Source organism: Clostridium sp. 10cd* (assembly GCF_044336395.1).
GTDB lineage: Bacteria > Bacillota_I > Bacilli_A > Erysipelotrichales > Erysipelotrichaceae > Clostridium_AQ > Clostridium_AQ innocuum.
Genome location: NZ_CP172347.1, coordinates 3,605,290 through 3,623,507 on the forward strand (window position 1 = coordinate 3,605,290; position 18,218 = coordinate 3,623,507).

Annotated in this window: 15 protein-coding genes; 5 read left to right on the top strand and 10 right to left on the bottom strand. The window is 45.9% G+C overall.

The genetic code is table 11. The features are described 5' to 3' along the window. Window positions 1-2,292, bottom strand: a complete 2,292-nt coding sequence (locus ACG3M1_RS17935) for an ATP-dependent helicase (protein WP_008818829.1) — start codon at window positions 2,290-2,292, stop codon at window positions 1-3. A 191-nt stretch (window positions 2,293-2,483) separates the two neighbouring features. On the opposite strand from ACG3M1_RS17935, the gene ACG3M1_RS17940 reads away from it, so the two are divergent. From ACG3M1_RS17940 to ACG3M1_RS17955, 4 genes are all read left to right on the top strand, one after another. Beyond that, window positions 2,484-4,067: an LCP family protein gene (locus ACG3M1_RS17940; RefSeq protein ID WP_395814377.1), complete on the top strand. Its 1,584-nt coding sequence runs from the start codon at window positions 2,484-2,486 to the stop codon at window positions 4,065-4,067. Window positions 4,068-4,449: 382 nt separating this feature from the next. Beyond that, on the top strand, window positions 4,450-5,268 hold the full coding sequence (locus tag ACG3M1_RS17945) for a purine-nucleoside phosphorylase (protein WP_008818827.1): 819 nt from the start codon (window positions 4,450-4,452) through the stop codon (window positions 5,266-5,268). 11 nt (window positions 5,269-5,279) lie between these two features. Further along, window positions 5,280-5,954, top strand: coding sequence for a nicotinamide riboside transporter PnuC (pnuC, locus tag ACG3M1_RS17950; protein WP_008818826.1), 675 nt, complete (start codon window positions 5,280-5,282; stop codon window positions 5,952-5,954). Window positions 5,955-6,016: 62 nt separating this feature from the next. Beyond that, entirely contained in the window at window positions 6,017-6,652 is a 636-nt protein-coding gene (locus ACG3M1_RS17955) for a Crp/Fnr family transcriptional regulator (RefSeq protein ID WP_008818825.1), read from the top strand. Window positions 6,653-7,021: 369 nt separating this feature from the next. Here the strand turns inward: ACG3M1_RS17955 and ACG3M1_RS17960 are convergent, their stop codons facing one another. The 6 genes from ACG3M1_RS17960 to ACG3M1_RS17985 all read right to left on the bottom strand — a co-directional run bounded on the left by ACG3M1_RS17960 (window position 7,022) and on the right by ACG3M1_RS17985 (window position 12,949). Beyond that, window positions 7,022-8,032 (bottom strand): Gfo/Idh/MocA family protein, encoded by a 1,011-nt coding sequence (locus ACG3M1_RS17960; protein ID WP_008818824.1) that lies wholly within the window; start codon window positions 8,030-8,032, stop codon window positions 7,022-7,024. Between the two features lie 123 nt (window positions 8,033-8,155). Further along, complete coding sequence (locus ACG3M1_RS17965; RefSeq protein ID WP_008818823.1) at window positions 8,156-9,544, bottom strand: PTS galactitol transporter subunit IIC; 1,389 nt, start codon at window positions 9,542-9,544, stop codon at window positions 8,156-8,158. A 28-nt stretch (window positions 9,545-9,572) separates the two neighbouring features. Further along, window positions 9,573-9,848 (bottom strand): PTS sugar transporter subunit IIB, encoded by a 276-nt coding sequence (locus ACG3M1_RS17970; protein ID WP_008818822.1) that lies wholly within the window; start codon window positions 9,846-9,848, stop codon window positions 9,573-9,575. Between the two features lie 21 nt (window positions 9,849-9,869). After that, a complete protein-coding gene (locus tag ACG3M1_RS17975) occupies window positions 9,870-10,340 on the bottom strand; it encodes a PTS sugar transporter subunit IIA (RefSeq protein WP_008818821.1) in 471 nt (156 codons plus the stop codon). Next, the gene (locus ACG3M1_RS17980; protein WP_008818820.1) at window positions 10,309-10,800 is read right to left on the bottom strand and encodes a PTS sugar transporter subunit IIA; all 492 of its coding nucleotides are present in this window, start codon (window positions 10,798-10,800) and stop codon (window positions 10,309-10,311) included. The genes ACG3M1_RS17975 and ACG3M1_RS17980 overlap by 32 nt, the downstream gene beginning before the upstream one ends. A gap of 124 nt (window positions 10,801-10,924) precedes the next feature. Beyond that, window positions 10,925-12,949 carry a BglG family transcription antiterminator gene (locus ACG3M1_RS17985; protein WP_009270935.1) on the bottom strand — a complete coding sequence of 675 codons (2,025 nt, stop codon included), beginning with the start codon at window positions 12,947-12,949 and terminating at the stop codon, window positions 10,925-10,927. A gap of 191 nt (window positions 12,950-13,140) precedes the next feature. Between ACG3M1_RS17985 and ACG3M1_RS17990 the strand changes: the two genes are divergently transcribed. Beyond that, entirely contained in the window at window positions 13,141-14,742 is a 1,602-nt protein-coding gene (locus ACG3M1_RS17990; RefSeq protein ID WP_009270936.1) for an LCP family protein, read from the top strand. Between the two features lie 197 nt (window positions 14,743-14,939). Here ACG3M1_RS17990 and ACG3M1_RS17995 read toward each other — a convergent pair whose 3' ends face one another. From ACG3M1_RS17995 to ACG3M1_RS18005, 3 genes are read right to left on the bottom strand one after another with little or no spacing between them, the layout of a single operon-like run. Next, window positions 14,940-16,175 (bottom strand): hypothetical protein, encoded by a 1,236-nt coding sequence (locus tag ACG3M1_RS17995; RefSeq protein WP_100933698.1) that lies wholly within the window; start codon window positions 16,173-16,175, stop codon window positions 14,940-14,942. 41 nt (window positions 16,176-16,216) lie between these two features. Further along, complete coding sequence (locus ACG3M1_RS18000; RefSeq protein ID WP_002607607.1) at window positions 16,217-16,897, bottom strand: hypothetical protein; 681 nt, start codon at window positions 16,895-16,897, stop codon at window positions 16,217-16,219. A 40-nt stretch (window positions 16,898-16,937) separates the two neighbouring features. Then, on the bottom strand, window positions 16,938-18,095 hold the full coding sequence (locus ACG3M1_RS18005; protein WP_008818816.1) for a DHHA1 domain-containing protein: 1,158 nt from the start codon (window positions 18,093-18,095) through the stop codon (window positions 16,938-16,940). Window positions 18,096-18,218: the final 123 nt, after the last annotated feature.

Below are 18,218 nucleotides of genomic sequence, written 5' to 3' on the forward strand. Positions count from 1 at the left end.
CTATTTTTTCGATAAAGCCGGATGGTCGATCTTGATCTTTCGGATTCCGAATTTCTGTTCGAAGGCAATCGTTGCCAGCTGTTCCTCCAGCTTGATGACAACGCCGTCTCCGAAGCTTTCGTGATGAACCAGATCGCCTTTTCTTATTTTACCCTTTTTCTTAGGTTTCCTATCCTCATTTATGATTGGTGCTCCGTCAAATGAATCTGCAATGCGTACATCGCTTAATTTTCGCTCGGCCTGTCTTGCATAGCCGCTGCTTTCCTGAGGACGATGCTGTACCATGTCACTGCTGTGCATGGACAGAAAGTCACTGCCGCTGAAGGTATCGACATCGCTGGAAAATGTATTCCGCGGTTTTGCGCCGACATCCTCGATACAGTCCTCGGGAAGCTCCTTGATGAACCGGGAGGTTGTTTTGATTTTATCCAGTACATAGCTGTAGCCGTAGGAGTCGGATAAAAACAGCTGTTTTTTAGCCCGTGTAAAGGCAACATAGGCAAGACGGCGTTCTTCCTCCAGCGCCGGTTGTCCGCCTTCTCCCACAGAGCGTTCATTCGGGAAGATTCCCTCGCACAGGCTGTACACAAAGACATTATCAAATTCCAGACCCTTTGCGGCATGAATCGTCATCAGCTGTACAAAGTCCCCGTTCTCCTGTTCCTCCTTATCGGAATACAGGGAGATTTCCTGCAGGTATTCATTCAGGGTACCCTCCGGATGTGCTTCCACATAATCCGAGATATCCCCGATCAGTTCCTTGATATTTTCCAGACGCTCGATTTCCTTGTCTTCCCGCAGCATATCCAGATAACCGCTGTCCTCCAGCACCTTCTCCAGCAGCTGATCGATGCTGATAGTATCCACCAGCATGCGGCATTCCTCAATCATCGCAACAAACGCCTGTATGTTGGCTCTTGCCTTGCCCTTTCCGATTTCATATTCGCACAGGACATCATACATATTCGTTTCATCATGGTTTGCCTGCAGCTCGATGGTTTCCAGCGTCTTTGCACCGATTCCTCGCTTCGGAGAATTGATGACGCGCTTGACGGCAAGATTTTTGTACAGCGCCTTGGGATCCTGTTCATCAAAGGGAGCCAACAGACGCAGATAGCTTAAGGCATCCTTGATCTCCGCACGGTCATAGAAGCGCACACCTCCATAGATGCGATACGGAATATGGAAATCCAGCAGCACTTTTTCCAGACCTCTTGACAGAAAGTTGGAGCGATACAAAATCGCAATATCCCGATAGTCAACATGATCGTGATGCAGCGTCATGATTTTGCTGGCAACCCAGACCGGTTCGTTTGCATCATCCATAGCAGAGAAATGAATGATTTTATCCTCACTCTCCACACGGGTGAACAAATCCTTATCGATACGGTTGCGGTTATTCTTGATCAGTGCATTCGCACCGTTCAGAATCTGCTGGGTGGAACGGTAGTTCTCATTCAGCACAACGGTATGGCTGTCCGGAAAATCCCTTTCAAAATTCATAATGATATCCACCTGTGCACCACGCCAGGTATAAATCGTCTGATCGGGATCGCCGACCACGCACAGATAGCTGCCTTCCTTTACCAGCAGCTTGATGATGGCATACTGCAGATTATCGACATCCTGAAACTCATCGACATGCAGATACGTGAAGCGGCGCTGCCATTTTGCGCGTACCTCTTCCTTGCTTTTCAATATACGGTGGGCAAAAATCAGCAGATCATCGAAATCCAGCGCATACATTTCCTTCAGGCGCTTCTCGTAAAACTCGTAGACATCGGCCTTGATCTGTTCACCCGCCCATTTGCCGGCACCCGCCTTGGCTGTTGCGGCATCAATAAAATTCGTTTTGTTGTTGCTTATGTACGACAGCACACTGTTGTAGCTGTAGCTTTTGACATCGATATGCATCTGCTTGTAGGCATCCCGCAAAATGCTCTTTTGGTCATCCGCATCCAGAATCGTGAAATTCCTCGGATATCCCAGCTCCAGAATGTCCTCCCGCAACAGACGCACACAAAAGGAGTGAATGGTGGAAATCGTAACCGCCTTGGCTACATCTCCCAGCAGATTTTCCACTCGCTCTTTCATTTCTCTAGCCGCCTTATTCGTAAAGGTGATGGCTAATACTTTATTCGGATATACTCCGCAGTCATTGATCAGATATGCAATTCTGGTCGTTACCACCCGGGTCTTTCCACTTCCTGCCCCCGCAATGATCCGCAGGTGATGATCCACACACTGTACTGCCTCTAACTGATGCTCATTCAATTGATCTAAAAACGACACAACATCACCTCTTATTTACCTTCTCGACTATTATACTATACTTTGTCTTCCTTTTCTTTAGAAAACAACTTCAATTATAACCCAAAACGGCATGGTACTCTATAGTTATTACGAAATTTTCAGAAATCCGCCATAGTATTTTAAATTTGTTTATACTATAATGTAGACTGACTAACTGAGGTGTGATACATATGGCAAAACAAAAACCGAAACGATACTATACCCGCACGATTGACCTGCTGTTTCTGCTGGTGTTTCTGATTGTGGGAATCGTATCCTTTACCATAGCATTTACCTTTGGCATCCTTCCGGTGAAATGGACGATGGCAGCCGCAGGTATTCTGCTGATTCTGTTCCTTATATTATTTATGCTGTCCATGAAGAAGCTTCCCAAGTGGGCTGTGATCGTCAAGCGTCTGTTTATCCTTCTTTTGACGGTGGTTATCGGTACCGGGGGATATTTTCTGGATAAATCACGAAGCACGCTGCATAAGATGAGCAAAAATGCGGCAGGCTCCACCACGGAAATCTATGTGGTCGTGAAAAAGGGCAGCGGTATTGATTCCCTTTCCCAGCTGGAAGGCAAAACGATCGGCTATCAGAAGGGCGTCGATAAGAAAAATGCCGCCTATGCAAGGGAAAAGCTGGACAGCGAGGTTGGCAATACCACGCCCAAGGAAGAGCTGGATTATACAACGCTGTACAGCGATCTGAATCTGGAAACGGTGAATGCCTTTGTTATTTCCGATTCCTATTATGATATGTCCAAATCCAATATTGACGGCTTTGCGGACAGTGTGGATATCATTCAGACCTACAAAAAGAAAAATGATGCCGCCAGCGGTCCCGATATCGATGTCACAAAGGATACCTTCACCGTCTATCTGAGCGGACTTGATAATATGGGAAGTCCGGACCAGCAGACAAGAAGTGATACGAATCTGATTCTGATTGTCAATCCGAAGGCGAATCACATTGATATGGTGTCTCTGCCAAGAGACGGCTACATACCGAATGCCGCCTACGATTATAAAAACGACAAGCTGACGCATACCGGAAACGACGGGATTGAAAACAGTGTGGAAACGATACAGAACTTCTTCGGTATCCCGATTGATTACTATGCCCGTGTAAGCTTCAATTCCCTGATTGAAATTGTCGATACGATCGGCGGTATTGATGTGGATGTGGAAATTGACTTCTGTGAACAGGATGAAAATCGAAGCTTTAAGAAAGAGGACCTGATCTGTCTGAATAAGGGCAAGCAGCACTTAAACGGCAAGCAGGCGCTCGCCTATTCCCGGCACCGTAAGACCAAGGGCTATGACAATGCCGGAAGAGAGCGTGCACAGCAGCGCATTATCAAGGCAATCATCAATAAGCTGATCTCCGCAAACGGGTTAACCAAGGTGAATGATCTGATGGATATTGCACCGAATTACATTATCACCAATATGCCGGCAGAGAAGATTGCGGATTTTGTATCCGGTGAGCTGAATGAGCTGAAGCCATGGACGATTTCCTCCATCACCAGTGATAACGGTGTCTATGAAGACCTGTATGTGGCAAGTCTGGATCCGTCCCTTGGTGTAAGCAATGTGTATCTGTTCAGCCGGGATGAGGTGCATGCGGTTGTGAATGCCTATGATGCGGCACGCAGACAGCTGCAGATGAACAGCTTTACGTTTAATTTGAATGATCTGTATGCGAATACTCCGAAGATCAATACCTCGGAAAACATACGCTATGCGGATATGGCAGAGAATCCGCAGTAGACTTTTCAAGAGCTATACTGCTGAATGATAAGTAAAAGGATATATACCCTCTCATGTAGCTTGGTATATATCCTATTTTTGTGTCCTTTTTTTCCTGCATTACATACCCGGCACCGTGCAGTTTTTTATTTCTGACGATTGCTGCTTTATTGAATTCAATCTGCATAGACGAAGCCAACGCAAGCCTCCTGTATGCTTTTCATACGCGTGCCATGCAAATCCACAGCTCAATAAAACGGATAGATAGTTTGCGAAGAGTCTGCTGTGCAGCATCCGGCAGAATACAGACAGCACATAAACTCGTGGACAAATGTCCTTGAAAACGCTATCACAAATTGGCATAATGTCCATGGTCGTAAATATGTAAAGCGAGGTACAGACAATGCATGTAAGAGAAGAAATCAACGAAGCGTACGAGTATATCAGAAAGCGTACGCACTACACTCCCGCAATCGGAATCATTTTAGGGACCGGATATCATCAGCTTGCTGATATGATCGAACAACCTGAGCAGTACCGATATGCGGATATCCCCCATTTCCCGGTGCCCGGTGTCGCAGGACATGAAGGAACCCTGATCATCGGGAGAATACAGGGGAAAGAGGTGGTAGTCATGAAAGGAAGATGCCATTGCTATGAAGGCTATTCACCCAGCAGGGTAACACTTCCTGTTCGTGTCATGAAGCGTCTTGGTGTAGAAACCATCATCATTACAAACTGCAGCGGGCAGGCCGGTGAATCCGTAAAGGCACAGGATTTATTCGTCATTCGCAACCATCTGAATTTCTCCGGCTTCAATCCTTTGATCGGAGAAAATTTAGAGGAATACGGAGAGCGGTTTCCCGACCTTGCCTATCCATATGATCGAGACTGTATACAGCAGATAAAAGAGCTTGCAGCACAGGAACACATTGAACTGAAGGAAGGCGTTTATGCAATGTTTTCGGGGCCGAGCTATGAAACCGTCATGGAAACCTATATGGCGGCAAGACTGGGCGCCGATATTGTCGGAATGTCCACCATTCCGGAGGTTATCATCGCCAATCACTGCGGGATGAAGGTTTTAGCCTTATCCGGTGTTCCATGTCCGGCAGCCGCCTATTCCGATCAGGAAATCACACATGAACAGGTAATGGAGAATTGTCAGAGCATTTCTGACAAAGCGATGATTCTGATTGGAAGATTCATCAAAGAATTATAGGAGGAGCCCATATGAATATCATTAAGAAGTCAACCGAACTAACCAAAAGCCCGATTTTTGCCATACTATCCTGTCTGCTCTGCATCCTTGCAGGCTACAGCATAAAGTCCAGCCTCATTGAAATCTTCGCCTCGGTGATGGGCATTATCAATGTATGGCTGCTATCAAAGGAAAAAATTTCAAACTTCATATTTGGTATTATCACCGTGCTTGCATATTTGTATATCTATTATACAACAGGCTTATACGCACTGGCGATTCTGGCCTGCTTTCAGGTCATCTTCAATATCTATGGATGGTATTACTGGGGAAAGGGGGATGACGGCAACAGCACAAAAACATCCGGCTTAAACAGACAGGGGCAGCTTCTCTGGATTGCGATCATCCTACTTCTGTGGGCTGTATGGGGTTATGTGGAAATCAATATCCTGCATGCTCAGAATGCCATCCTGGACAGTCTGACAGCTATCCTTGGCTTTATCGCTCAATACTGGCTGAGCAGAAAGCTGTATGAAAACTGGATTTTATGGATTATAAGCAATCTTCTCTTCATGGTAATTTATGTCCTGAACGGCTATTTTATCATGCTGATTCTGGTGATTATTCAATTCATCCTCTCCATTGCCGGATTGATAGAATGGTACGAAAGCTATCTCGAGCAGGGCAGAAATAAAATCATGTTCTGATTCGCATGGAAATACTTATATAATCTGTGATATTATACATATGATACACGTTGGAGGTACGTATGAAACCTGATCTGACAACCTTTATAGCCGCCTGTCCTGCCGATATCCGCTCTCATTTTCAGGAACAGACCTATTCCTTTCAGGATAAGCTGATGGAACAGAATAAAAAAAGTGACTGCATCTACATCCTGTTGAACGGAATTGTAAAAAACTATCACTCTGAAATCAATGGAAATGTCTACATAGAGGATATTGATACCGGTGTGACGATTTACGGAGAGCTGGAGGCACTCATTGATAAAGAGACCGTCTCCACCGTGGAAGCCGTTACGGAATGCAGGGTGCTGAAGCTGGAAAATGCACAATTTCTAAAATGGCTGCGTGCAGATAATGCATTTACCTTATATATTACGACGTTGATTGCACAGAGGAATTACGATTGCAGTAAACGGGAAAGAGTAAATGCCTTTTACCCCCTGAAATACAGGATTATGTATATGATTTACAACACCCTGTGCAAAAAAGACCTCACGATCACCAAGGATCTTCTGGTAGAGGGAACGGGCTCCAATATACGCAGCATCAACAGGGTTGTGCATACATTGATCAGGGATGGGATTCTGGATTATAAATCGGGTATTATAACGGTTCATTCCATGGAACGCCTGGAGGAAGAAATAAAGCTTTACAGCTAACGCAGCACTTGTTCACGCGTTGGATGAAATCAAATGTGTTTCCTATCGCTTATGCATCGGATATGAATCAAACAGCTGCAGTGGATTTCTATCTGTCTGATGAAAGCTTTTCTGATTGATTTTTCAGTAAACATGGATTTCCTGACAGAAAGCTCCACCGTTGATTATCAAAACAGCTTTTCCATTGTCATAAGGATTTCCCGATAGGATGTTTTATGATAACCGGAAAGGATTGCTCTCAGGTGCAGCCTAGGCTGCACGTTTCGTAATGGCAGCTTTTCTTTTTTGAATATGTAAAAAGGCAGGACGAGAGCTGAGATTTGTAGTATACTGTACCTGCAAGCTATCAGATCGTTCTGCCCTGTTCTTTTACAGATGGATGACGTTGCCGCTTTCTGCGGATGCATGCACTGCGGCAGCGATTCTTGTCGCCTGTAAACCATCATACGCATTTGTCCGGAAGGAGCGCTGGTTTACGATGTCACTGACGAAGTCCTGCATCGGCTCCAGTCCAAAGCCGCTTGCATGATGTTCATCAAACTTCATGAAGATATAGTTTGGCAGACTTGCCTTTTTGTCAGTATAGGTTTTAACTCCCCGATAGGATTCATTCTTCAGATACTTGTGCTCCGTCACGATCACAAGCTGTCCGTCATTTGATTTCGGATACGTATTGGGAAGAATCCAGGAGTTTTCCACCGTCCAGCTGCTTCCATCCTGCATCGTCAGAATGGCCTGGATACTGTCATAGGTCTGATAGCCTTGCTTTTTTAGTACCTGTTTATTCCCGACTGCATACACGCTCTCCACCTCACTGCCGCTTACATAGCGAATCAGATCATAGCAGTGCACACCGAGAAACCAGGAGGGTGAGGATTGATCAGTCCAGGTAAACCAGTTCATAGGAACATCGATCACATCATCCAGTGACATATAGCCGCGGATGATGTTTTCTTTATCCATCAGGATTTCATCACGCATATTGTTATAGGCCGGATCCCAGCGTTTATGGAAGTCCACGGCAATCTGCACACCGTACTTCTCTGCCATGGCAATCAGTTCTTCACATTCTTCTACGGAGGTTGCCAGCGGTTTTTCAATCATCAGATATTTGATACCTGCCTCCATGGCAGCCCTTGCCGGTTCATAGTGATAAGGGTCCGGTGTCGCAATGCTGATAGCATCCAGCTTCTCTGCCGTAATCATTTCCTTGACATCTGCATAGCCTCTGATCTGATAGCGGTTTTGTGTGGCTGCTCTGCGCTCCTCGTTCAAATCACAGAACACCACCGTTTCCACATGCGGGTCACAACTATACGTACGGATATGATAATTACCGTAAATTCCGGCTCCTACCACTCCGATGTTAACTTTTTTCATACTACCTACCTCTTTCCTTTACCTATTGAGATACGAAATTTTATGTCGTTCATAACGCATCAGACAATCTCACTTTGCCTGTTTCATTTTTTAAATTCCATTATACTTTATACAGGGTTCACCTTATTCATAATACTTCGCTTCAAATGCCGCATCCTCTTTCGCATAATAGCGCTCGATAACCTTTCCGCCAAACAGTACTGCGATATCAATGATAATCAGGATGCCTGCACCGATCACCGGTGTCTGAGCCAGGACGGTCGGCAGCCAGATAAACATATTTCCAAGAGCCATGGTCGTTGCCTGCTGTCCGGCCTGTACATAGCTCAGTCCGGCATTGGAGGCGAGCTCCGTGAACAGCGGTGCTGCCCAGCTTGAAATCCACAGCACGATCGGAATAAAAATCAGGCTGGATATAATTGTTCTTTTACGGTTACCGCGGTGAACGATGGTCGCAAAGCACACATAGAAGGCCGCAAACGGTACCTCACCAAGGGGCAGCGTGGTATTGCCGGGAAGAATTGCCGCAAAGACCATGAAGACCGGAATCATCAGAAAGCCGACACTGATTGTCACAGGATGTCCGATGGTTACCGCAGAATCCAGTCCGATATACAGTTCTCTGTCCTTAAAATGTGTGGTGAAGAATTTCTTTGCCTGATTGGATATCGGAATCAGACCGTTGACGATCATTTTTACCATTGTCGGAAACAGCATCATGATCGCAGCTGTCTTCATCGTCACATCCGCAATCCCCTTGAAATCATAGCCGGCTACCACGCCGAACAGCAGTCCCATGATCAATCCCAGATAGATTGGCTGTCCCAGCACAGAGCCGATCACCTTTCCGATACCGTGCTCTCCACTCTCCTCTTCACTTTCCTTACGGTGCTTCAGATAGGGAATCCGGTCATATACCTTATCCAGCAGCATGAACAGCGGTGCACTTGCCGCCGCAAAGCCGTGTGGAATGGAGATGGCATCAATACCGATAATTTCCTGTGTGCGATGTGCCATGACATCTGCGACCTTCAGTCCCAGAATGGCATGTGTGACTCCTGCCAGGATTGCCAGCCAGTAGCTTCCGGTAAGGAGCTGAACAAAGCCTGCTGTTATAGCAAAATACCAGAAGTTGTAAATGTCGACATTCACTGTTTTGGTCAGCTTTAAAGCGACCAGAACGATATTGGTAATCAGAATGACGATAATCAGCGCAGCCCCAAGCAGACTTCCGAAGCCAACAGCTGCCGCCGGTGATCCGCCAACATCGATTGCGGTCAGATTCAGATTCAGCACCTTGACCATTTCATTGATGACCGGTGACAGGGAATCTGCCGTTAGGGTTGATACAATACTGACTCCGATGAGTCCGATTCCCACCGTTACCCCCGCTTTGATGGCCTTGGAAGGCTTCAGTCCGAAAATCAATCCGATGATGCACATCAGAATCGGTACAAATACATAACTTCCCAGGTCGACGATATACTGAATGATGTCTAATACTGTCTGCATAATTTTCTCTCCTGTTCTTATCCGCAAGCTACGCGAGAATATCCATAATCTGTTGCGTAACTGCTTCCTCATTGATGCCTGTCAGGTAGGCACTGCCGTGAACGAGCGGTGTTGTGAATTTCTTCTTTACCTTCATCGTCGTGATGATCAGATCCACCTGACCGTCATAGCCCTCTACCTCGTGCAGGGTGCATTGCATGATTTCACAGGAAATCCCATGCTCCTTCAGTTCCTCCTCCACCTTTTCACGAACCATGCTGGAGGTTGCCAGTCCTGCCCCGCAGGCGATTACAATTTTTTTCATACTCGTAGCCTCTCCTTTTCCTTATGATTTCTGTCCTTCTATAAATGCATTCAGCTGCCTGCATACCTCATCTGCATCATGCAGCTTCACAAGCCGGGTAAACAGCGTGTCATCCCCCAGCATCCGCATGATGGTCTGCAGCATTCCCAGCTGCTCATGGGCACTGCTGATTGCCATGAGAAACACCATGTCAACGTCAATTTCACTGTCCATATCCTCCATGTTGCAAAAGCGGATCGGCTGCTGCAGGATAGCCAGTGCGACATGATTGCCGCTGACTGCCGGATCAAAGGCATGTGGTATAGCGATTGCCGCACATTTGGTACGCAGCCCGGTTGGATATTCCTGCTCCCGCAGCAGCACCTTATCCGCATATGCCGCATCACTGCATCCATGTGTTTTCAGCTTGTCCGCCAGATAGCGGATGACCTCTTCCTTGTCCTTTACACATACATCCGTTTCAATCAGTTGCGGTATGAATTGAAATCCCATCTTCTCTCCCTCCCTTCGATTCCTTTGCCTGAAAACATTGAAACAGCTCCTGCGGCGTGTTGCTTTTCAGCAGGCTTCGCAGTGTTGTCTCATCCGTTACTACACTCGCCAGCATCTTCAGGATTCGCAGATGTGATTTTGAATCTACAGAAGCCAGAATCATCAACAAGCGGATCGGTATGCTTCCATCGTCAAAATATACCGGTTTTTTTAATGACAAAATGGAAATCTGATTTTTCCGCACGCCCTCCTCAGGTCTTGCGTGTGGAAGTATGATGTAGGGTCCGGCCATGAAGTAAGGTCCCCATGCCTCAATATTGCGAAGTATGGCGGCTGTATACTTCTCTTCCACAAAGCCGTTTTGAATCAATGGCTTCACTGCGGTTTCTATAGCGGATTTCCAGTCACAGGAGCGCTCCTGTATCTGAATGTTGTCAACGGACAGCACTTCTTCTTTCATTGCCTTCACCTCCATGCCTGAAAGATATGCATCTCTTTACAGGTTCATTATACAAATGACAGCGTATAGAAAAAAGTCCAACCTGACCGAACTTGAAAGTGCAAGTCGTTGGACTCTATTGGAATTAGGAAAATGCATGCAGCAGTGCCCTGCGTACCTCGGCTGCGCTTGTGCATACATCCAGCTGTGCAAGCAGCGTGCTGTTTCTGCTCAGCTGCAGGATTTCGTGCAGGACATTCAAATGCTTGTCATGAGCAGCATCCGATAGTACAAACAGATACCGCACTGCGGACACCTCATCAAGATATACATCCTCATGACAGATCAGAAGAGACAGTCCCAGACGGAATGCCCCGTGCTCCGGCTTCGCATGGGCTACGGCAACGGAATTCGCCAGCAGGATATACGGTCCGTACTCATCCACCAGATGGATCATTTCCTGTACATAGCTGTTTTGAATGACACCGCGGCTCAGCAGCGGTGCGGATGCCGTCTGAATCATCTCCTTCCAGGAATCCACCTGCTCCAGAACCTGTATATCCTCCTTTTGCAATATATCCAGCAGACCGAGCTGCTCTTTATCATGAATACCGACAAAGGAGTTTCCCCGGTTGAGATAGGCCAGAACATCCCGCTTCAGGGCGTCCATATCCGTTTCCTTCACATAGGAGGCGATGATGGAAAACAGACCGCCCAGCTTTTCATTGTTGATTTCATAGCAGTCGAAATTCAGCATCATCATGGAAGCGATTCGTGCCTTATCCTCTCTGCTTAAAATCGGATGCACCCGGATTACCGGCACCTCGCTTTGTACATCGATTGTCGATACAATGAAATCCACCTGCTGCTCATATTCCTGCACGTGCTCCAGACTCGCGGTATCCACAACCCGCACATTCGCATACAGCCCCTCGATTTCCCGCTTGAGAAGCATGGATGTGGAAATACCGCTGGGACAGACAATCAGAATACGGATTTCATCATAGCAGCGCACTCCCTGCTTCAGATGTCCGCCGAAGTGCATGGTCAGATAAGCGATTTCACTATCTATGATCGGCATCTGAAACAAATCCCTGAGGTCTTCGCATACCAGCTGTGTAATCATATAAATATCCTTGTACTGCTTCTGTATTTCATCGATCAGCGGGTTTACGACCTGGATGGAAAGACGGTTGTAATACATGGACAGCTTTAAATGCATATAGATGGAATTGATCAGGTCATTTTTATCATCAAAGGATACACATGCCGTACGCTCAAAGGTTTCCACAAGACGGCTGGATAATTCAAAGATGCGGATATCATGCTCATCATCCTGCGGACACAGCTCCCTGCTTGCCTTGGAGCCCAAAAGATGCAGTGCGAGATACAGCCGCTCATGCACATTCAGCTCCTGAAAATAACGGTCAATCAAATCCAGCTCCTGTGTTTCACACAGATCACGCAGCTCCATGAGAGAAAAATCATACTGCTCCGGTGAATCGCGGATAATGCTCAGCATACAGGCGATGGATAGCAGATTGTCCTGTCGGTATTCATGCTCACGCTCACTGGATATTTTCTGTAGTCTTCCATAATAATCGTCCACCAGCGCTGTGTCCAGAAAGGGCAATGCGTGATAATTCACCTCATCCAGCAGCTGCTTCAGAAAATACAGCAGAACCGCCCGCTTGTTGAATGCCTTTCCCTCGATGCCGTATCCGTTTTTCAAATCGATGCGCAGCTCCAGACCATAGGCTTTCAGCTGCTCCTTCACATTCTTCAAATCACTGAACACGGTATTGCGGCTGCATTTTAACAACTGCATGATATCCTCCACATGAATAACTGCTTTGGGATAGATCATATAGCAGATCAGAAAGCTGACACGCTGCTGAGGTGTCAGTACATCCGGCTGCAGCTGCCGCTTTTTCAGAAGGGCGGATAGCTGCTGCTTCTGCTCATCCAATAGAAAATAACCGACTCCCCGTTTGCACATCACAGGCTCCAGTGCATTCATCTGCAGCACCTCATTCGTTTTATTCACGATATAATACACACTTCGCCTTCCTGCATGCAAAAGCTGTGATATTTCATCCAACGCAATCGGTGTGCTTTGTTCCATAAGCAGCTGAATCAGCTGCAGCTGTTTTCCTGTAAACGGTATCATAACGAATCCCTCTTTCAATTCAAGTATCCTTATTCTATAATATTTGCGGCAAAAAATGCAAATCATTCCAAATTTTGCATGATTTATAGTTTATTTTCATAAAATTCATAAAACGTTCACATAGAGTAATTACAGGTAATCTGGAATTTCCGTACTTTTTATACTATAATGTAGATTATTGAGGTGTTTTCATGGAAAATAAAAAACTAAAACGCAGGAGCCTGATTATCGATATCATCATGCTCGCTGTATTTCTGATGGTAAGTATTGTATCCTTCTATATCGCCTACAGCTTCGGACTGCTCCCAATCAAGTGGGTTACCATAGCAGCAGCAATCTTCGGACTGCTGTTTCTGATTTTACTGCTACTCGCATTTAAACAGATGCCGACCTGGGGCTTAGTCATCAAGCGGCTGTTTTTGATTCTGCTTGTCGCAATTGTTGGCACCTTCGGCTATTTCATGGAGAAATCCCGTACGACCATCAACAAAATGAGTAAAACGACCAAGGTCAATGATGACGGTACGACAACCATTACCACAAACCTGTACCTGATTACATCAAAAACCAGCGGTATCAGGAGTGAGGCAGAGCTTGCGGATAAGATTATCGGATTTCAGAACGGAAGTGATGCAGATAACCTTTCCTTTGCCAAGACCTCGGTATCCAAGGACATCAGCTCCTATACTGCCAAAGAGGAAATGGATTATACGACACTCTATGATCAGATGGAGCAGGGAAATGTATCCGCAATGGCAATCTCTGAAACCTTCTACAATATGTCGAAAGCAAACATCAAGGATTTTGAGAAAAATGTACAGATTCTGAAAACCTATTCCAAAACCGATACCATTAAGACCAAGGAACAGAAGGACATTACCAAGCAGACCTTTACCGTTTACCTGAGCGGTCTGGACAGTACCGGTTCTCCGGATCAGCAGACGCGTACCGATACCAATCTGCTGCTGATTGTCAATCCGGTCGCAAATCATATCGATATGGTTTCCATACCAAGGGATGCGCTGGTACCCAATACGGCCCTGAACAATGCCAATGACAAGCTGACGCATACCGGCATCTATGGAATCGATACGAGTGTGGACACCATCTCACAGTTCTTCGGCATTCCGGTTGACTACTATGCACGTGTCAGCTTTAATTCCATGATTGAAATCGTCGATACGATCGGCGGTATTGACGTGGATGTGGAACTTGATTTCTGTGAGCAGGATGAAAACCGCAGCTTTAAAAAGGACGATCTGATCTGCCTGAAAAAGGGAGAGCAGCATCTGGATGGAAAGCAGGCGCTCGCTTATTCCCGTCACCGTAAAACCGAGGGCTATGACAACGCCGGAAGAGAACGTGCACAGCAGCGTATCATCAAGGCAATCATCAACAAACTGATTTCCCCGTCCGCACTTGGCTATGTCAATGATCTGCTGGATGTCGCTCCCAATTACGTGATTACCGATATGCCGGCAAACCAGATTACAAAATTTGTTTCCAGTGAGCTGGATAATATGAAGCCCTGGACAATTTCCAGTGTCATTTCCGATACCGGTGTCTATGATTCACAGCAGGTCGCAAGCCTGAATCCGCTGGAGGGACCATATGATGTATATCTCTTCAACAAGGATGAGGTACACGCTGTCGTCAATGCCTATGACGGCGCAAGCAACCAGCTGCAGATGGAGAGCTTTCATTTCAACATGGATGATCTCTACAGGGATACTCCGCCAATCAACGATGATCCTAATATCATCTGGGACACCATGGCAAGCACGCCGCACTAACAGCCATACGAAAACACCCTATGACAGGGTGTTTTTTATGATTTCTTATACTGCACGAGTTGTAGCTGTGAAGGATGGGAAGGATAAAAGACAGGACAATGGAATGAGGATGTGCCTTTTGGCATAGCCTGCAGGCAGTATAAAAAAACGCTCTTTAAAGGATACTCTGCCTCCTTTAAAAAGCGTGATCAGCCTATTCAGCTGTGCAGCTCATCGCTGATGGTAACACGATGCTTGATTCCCTGACACCATTCCTTCAGCATCGCGATATCCTGTTCATCACGCACAATGCACTCAAGAAACAAGGTGTCCTTTTCACAGTTTGCCTGTACAACCACGGTATAGTATTCATCCAGATTCTCCACAATTCCCTTGCAGATCACCGCTTCCTTTTCGAAGCTGAAGGCGTCCATGACATCGACCGGCTTCTCCAGCTTTTCCAGGAATGTCGGAATTTCCTTTTCGAAGGTATAGGCGTTTGCCTTGATCATCCATTTCCAGGGCTCCTTTGCATCCTTGTACGGTGCCATAAAATGCATCGTCTGTGTTGTCTCATCAAAGCTTTTTTCACTGCAGCCATGAGCAGGAATACTCCAGCTTCCGAAAGGATAGGAAACTACTCCGTTTCGATAGCCCAGATGCGCGATCTTCAGCTCATCCGCATGCTGAATCAGAATCTCACGGTGGATTGCCGTACAGATACTGCGATAGGCATCCATCGGCAGCGGAAGCAGGTCATCCTTCTCATACGCCGCCTCCAGATAATCCAGAATGCTGTTGGCAATCTTATCCGTATATTCATTCATAGAGCTGTATGCAAAGTAACATTCCTTCCACAGCAGCACCATGGCGCAGTTGCGATAATAGCGTGCAGTACGCTTTCGATCATTCCATACAAAGAAATCATCTGCCAAGTCCTCGACATCCCTTGTCTGAAAATCATCTCTGTGAATATAACCCAGCGGTGTGACGACAAAGCCCTCTCTGTAGACAGGGTGATAATACTCCTGCGGCCAGGAGATGCATAATTCCTTTTCCTCATCGATATGATCCAGAACATAGCCCTGTATATCCTTCAGCCAGCGGTAAAAGTACTTGTATTTCAAATTTTCAAAATTGCGGTCCGTATAATATCCCGTCGGATCGTTTACCTCCAGCGGAATCTGGGAACCGCTGATAATCTCATCAAAAACAGTGCAGACAAAAGCATGGAATCCGGGTCCTGCGACATTGGTCTGTGCCGCAATACTCACAAAGCGGTCCTCATAGCCGCATTCAATATACCCCTCCGGACAAATATCAATCATGACGGTGGCATCATAATCCTCCAGCTTCAGCTTTTTCTCATCGCATACCTGCTTTAGAAAAGCACTGAATGCCTCTTTGTCCGTTTCCTTTTCCAGCTGTCCTTCCAATACAATTTCAATAGACATTGTCAAAACCCCTTTCAAAAAGGAACTGATTTCTCAGTCCCTTATTCAACTGCCAATACACGATAGACATTTTTCATTTCCCCATCGTAGATGACATCTTTCTTGTAATTCTTTGTACGGTCATATTCATAATCCTGAATTTCGATAACGCTGATCGTCATGGACTTCTTCAGACTCTCCACTTCCGTTTCTGCATAGGTCAATGTCAGCTTGACATCGTATCCCCTGCAGGCAGAGCCGTTATAGGTAAAATCCTTGGCTTCTACAGCATCCACCTTATAACCGGATACCTCCGGCAGGCTTTTCTTCCCGTATTCGTTTACGATGGTCGGATAATTTCCATAGTAGTATGCCTGTGCAAACTCCATGAAGTTGCGGATCTTATCGCTTGGTATGAACTGCAGTCCGCCAAGATCCTGGGCATCCTCTTTGTTGGATAATGTAAAGAAATCAAATGCAAAGCTGACTGCTACCATGGTAGCTTCCTCTTTTCTGTCCTCGCTGGTAATTGCTTGCGACAGCTTGTTATACGCCTCGATTTGCGCCTGCGTTGGATTCAAGGGCTCCACATATAAATCATTGGCAACCATTTTCACTTCCGCCTTCTCTTCATTTTTCGCTGTTTCTTTTTTCTTGCTGCTGTCGTCAGAGCTGCATCCGCTAACCATAGTTACCGATAGGATTCCGACGCAGAGAAGTAATTTCTTTGCTATTTGATTCATACAGACCTCCACAAAACGTTTATTAGTATATCATAATTTTTCAGGAAAACCTATGCGTTTTGACAAATTTAATAATTTCTTCAGAATACATGCCGCCTCCCTGAGAAAGCCGGGCACTTCCGCCTCCCTTCAGGTGATAGGCATCCGCAATTTCTTTGAATACCTTTGCGGAATCAAAGTCCATATCCTTGTGAGAGGCTACGACTACATGAACATTGTCATATGTCTTTGCCACGAAGATGACCGCCTTTTTGTAATTCTCCGTTACATATTTTGCGACATCCGCTTCTGATTTCACATCAATATCATCAAAGAAATGGATGATGATATCCTCCTCGCTCTGTCCAAGCTCTTTTCCAAACATCTCATAATACTTCTGCTTCCAGACAACGATATCCCGATTCAGCTGACGTGTTTCATTGATTAAACGGTTGACACCGGTATTTACATAGAGGTGGGATACAGCCAGGGAACGGCTTGCTTCATCCAGCACCTTATAGCGTCTGGAAACGCAGTCAAGCAGCTGATCGCCGACCAGATATTTAATTTTATACCCCTTTGCTGTTTTTTCATACCCGCTGATGTACAGCATCTGCAGGTAGCGAAGGGATGGAACATGCATACAGCCGCACATATTGTAATCCAGTGCCCCAATGCGTACAACACGCAGATCATCGCGGTCAAGGTTTTTACCCTTGGCCATTTTGCTTGCCTCTACCCTTGTCGGATACTGTATACTGACTTCAAGATCATCGCGAATCAGACCATTGCACAGAACCTGCAGCTCAAATGCCATCTTATCGGTGAAATCCTCAAAGCTGAATTCAATATCATTTTCCTCATCCCCTACATGATGAGCCAGTGTCTCCACCTTATAAACATTGCCGAGAACCGCACTGATCAGATGCTGTGCCGTATGAATCTGACATTTACGGAAACGTTCATGCAGGTTCACACTCATAAAGACCGTACCCTCAAGTCGGGTATCCAGAAGGTGCCACATATGACCTTCCTCATATTTCAAATCCAGTACCATGTGCTCGTCGATCATACCGATATCACTGGCCATTCCGCCGCCTTCTTTATAAAAGATGGTATCCTTGCAGGCATGCCAGAAGAGGCCGTTATCTTCCCGGACTTCCAGAACCTTGGTGGAAAGCTCCGTTGTAAAGCAATTATCATACAGTTTGTTGATCATAAGTATCCTCCTTTTCCAGTGTATTTTCTTATATTCTACCACACTTTTATGTCTTTTTCTCAAGAAACTCATGTAACTAACACGTTATCTCATGATATAATGGTATGCGTCAGGAGTTGATGA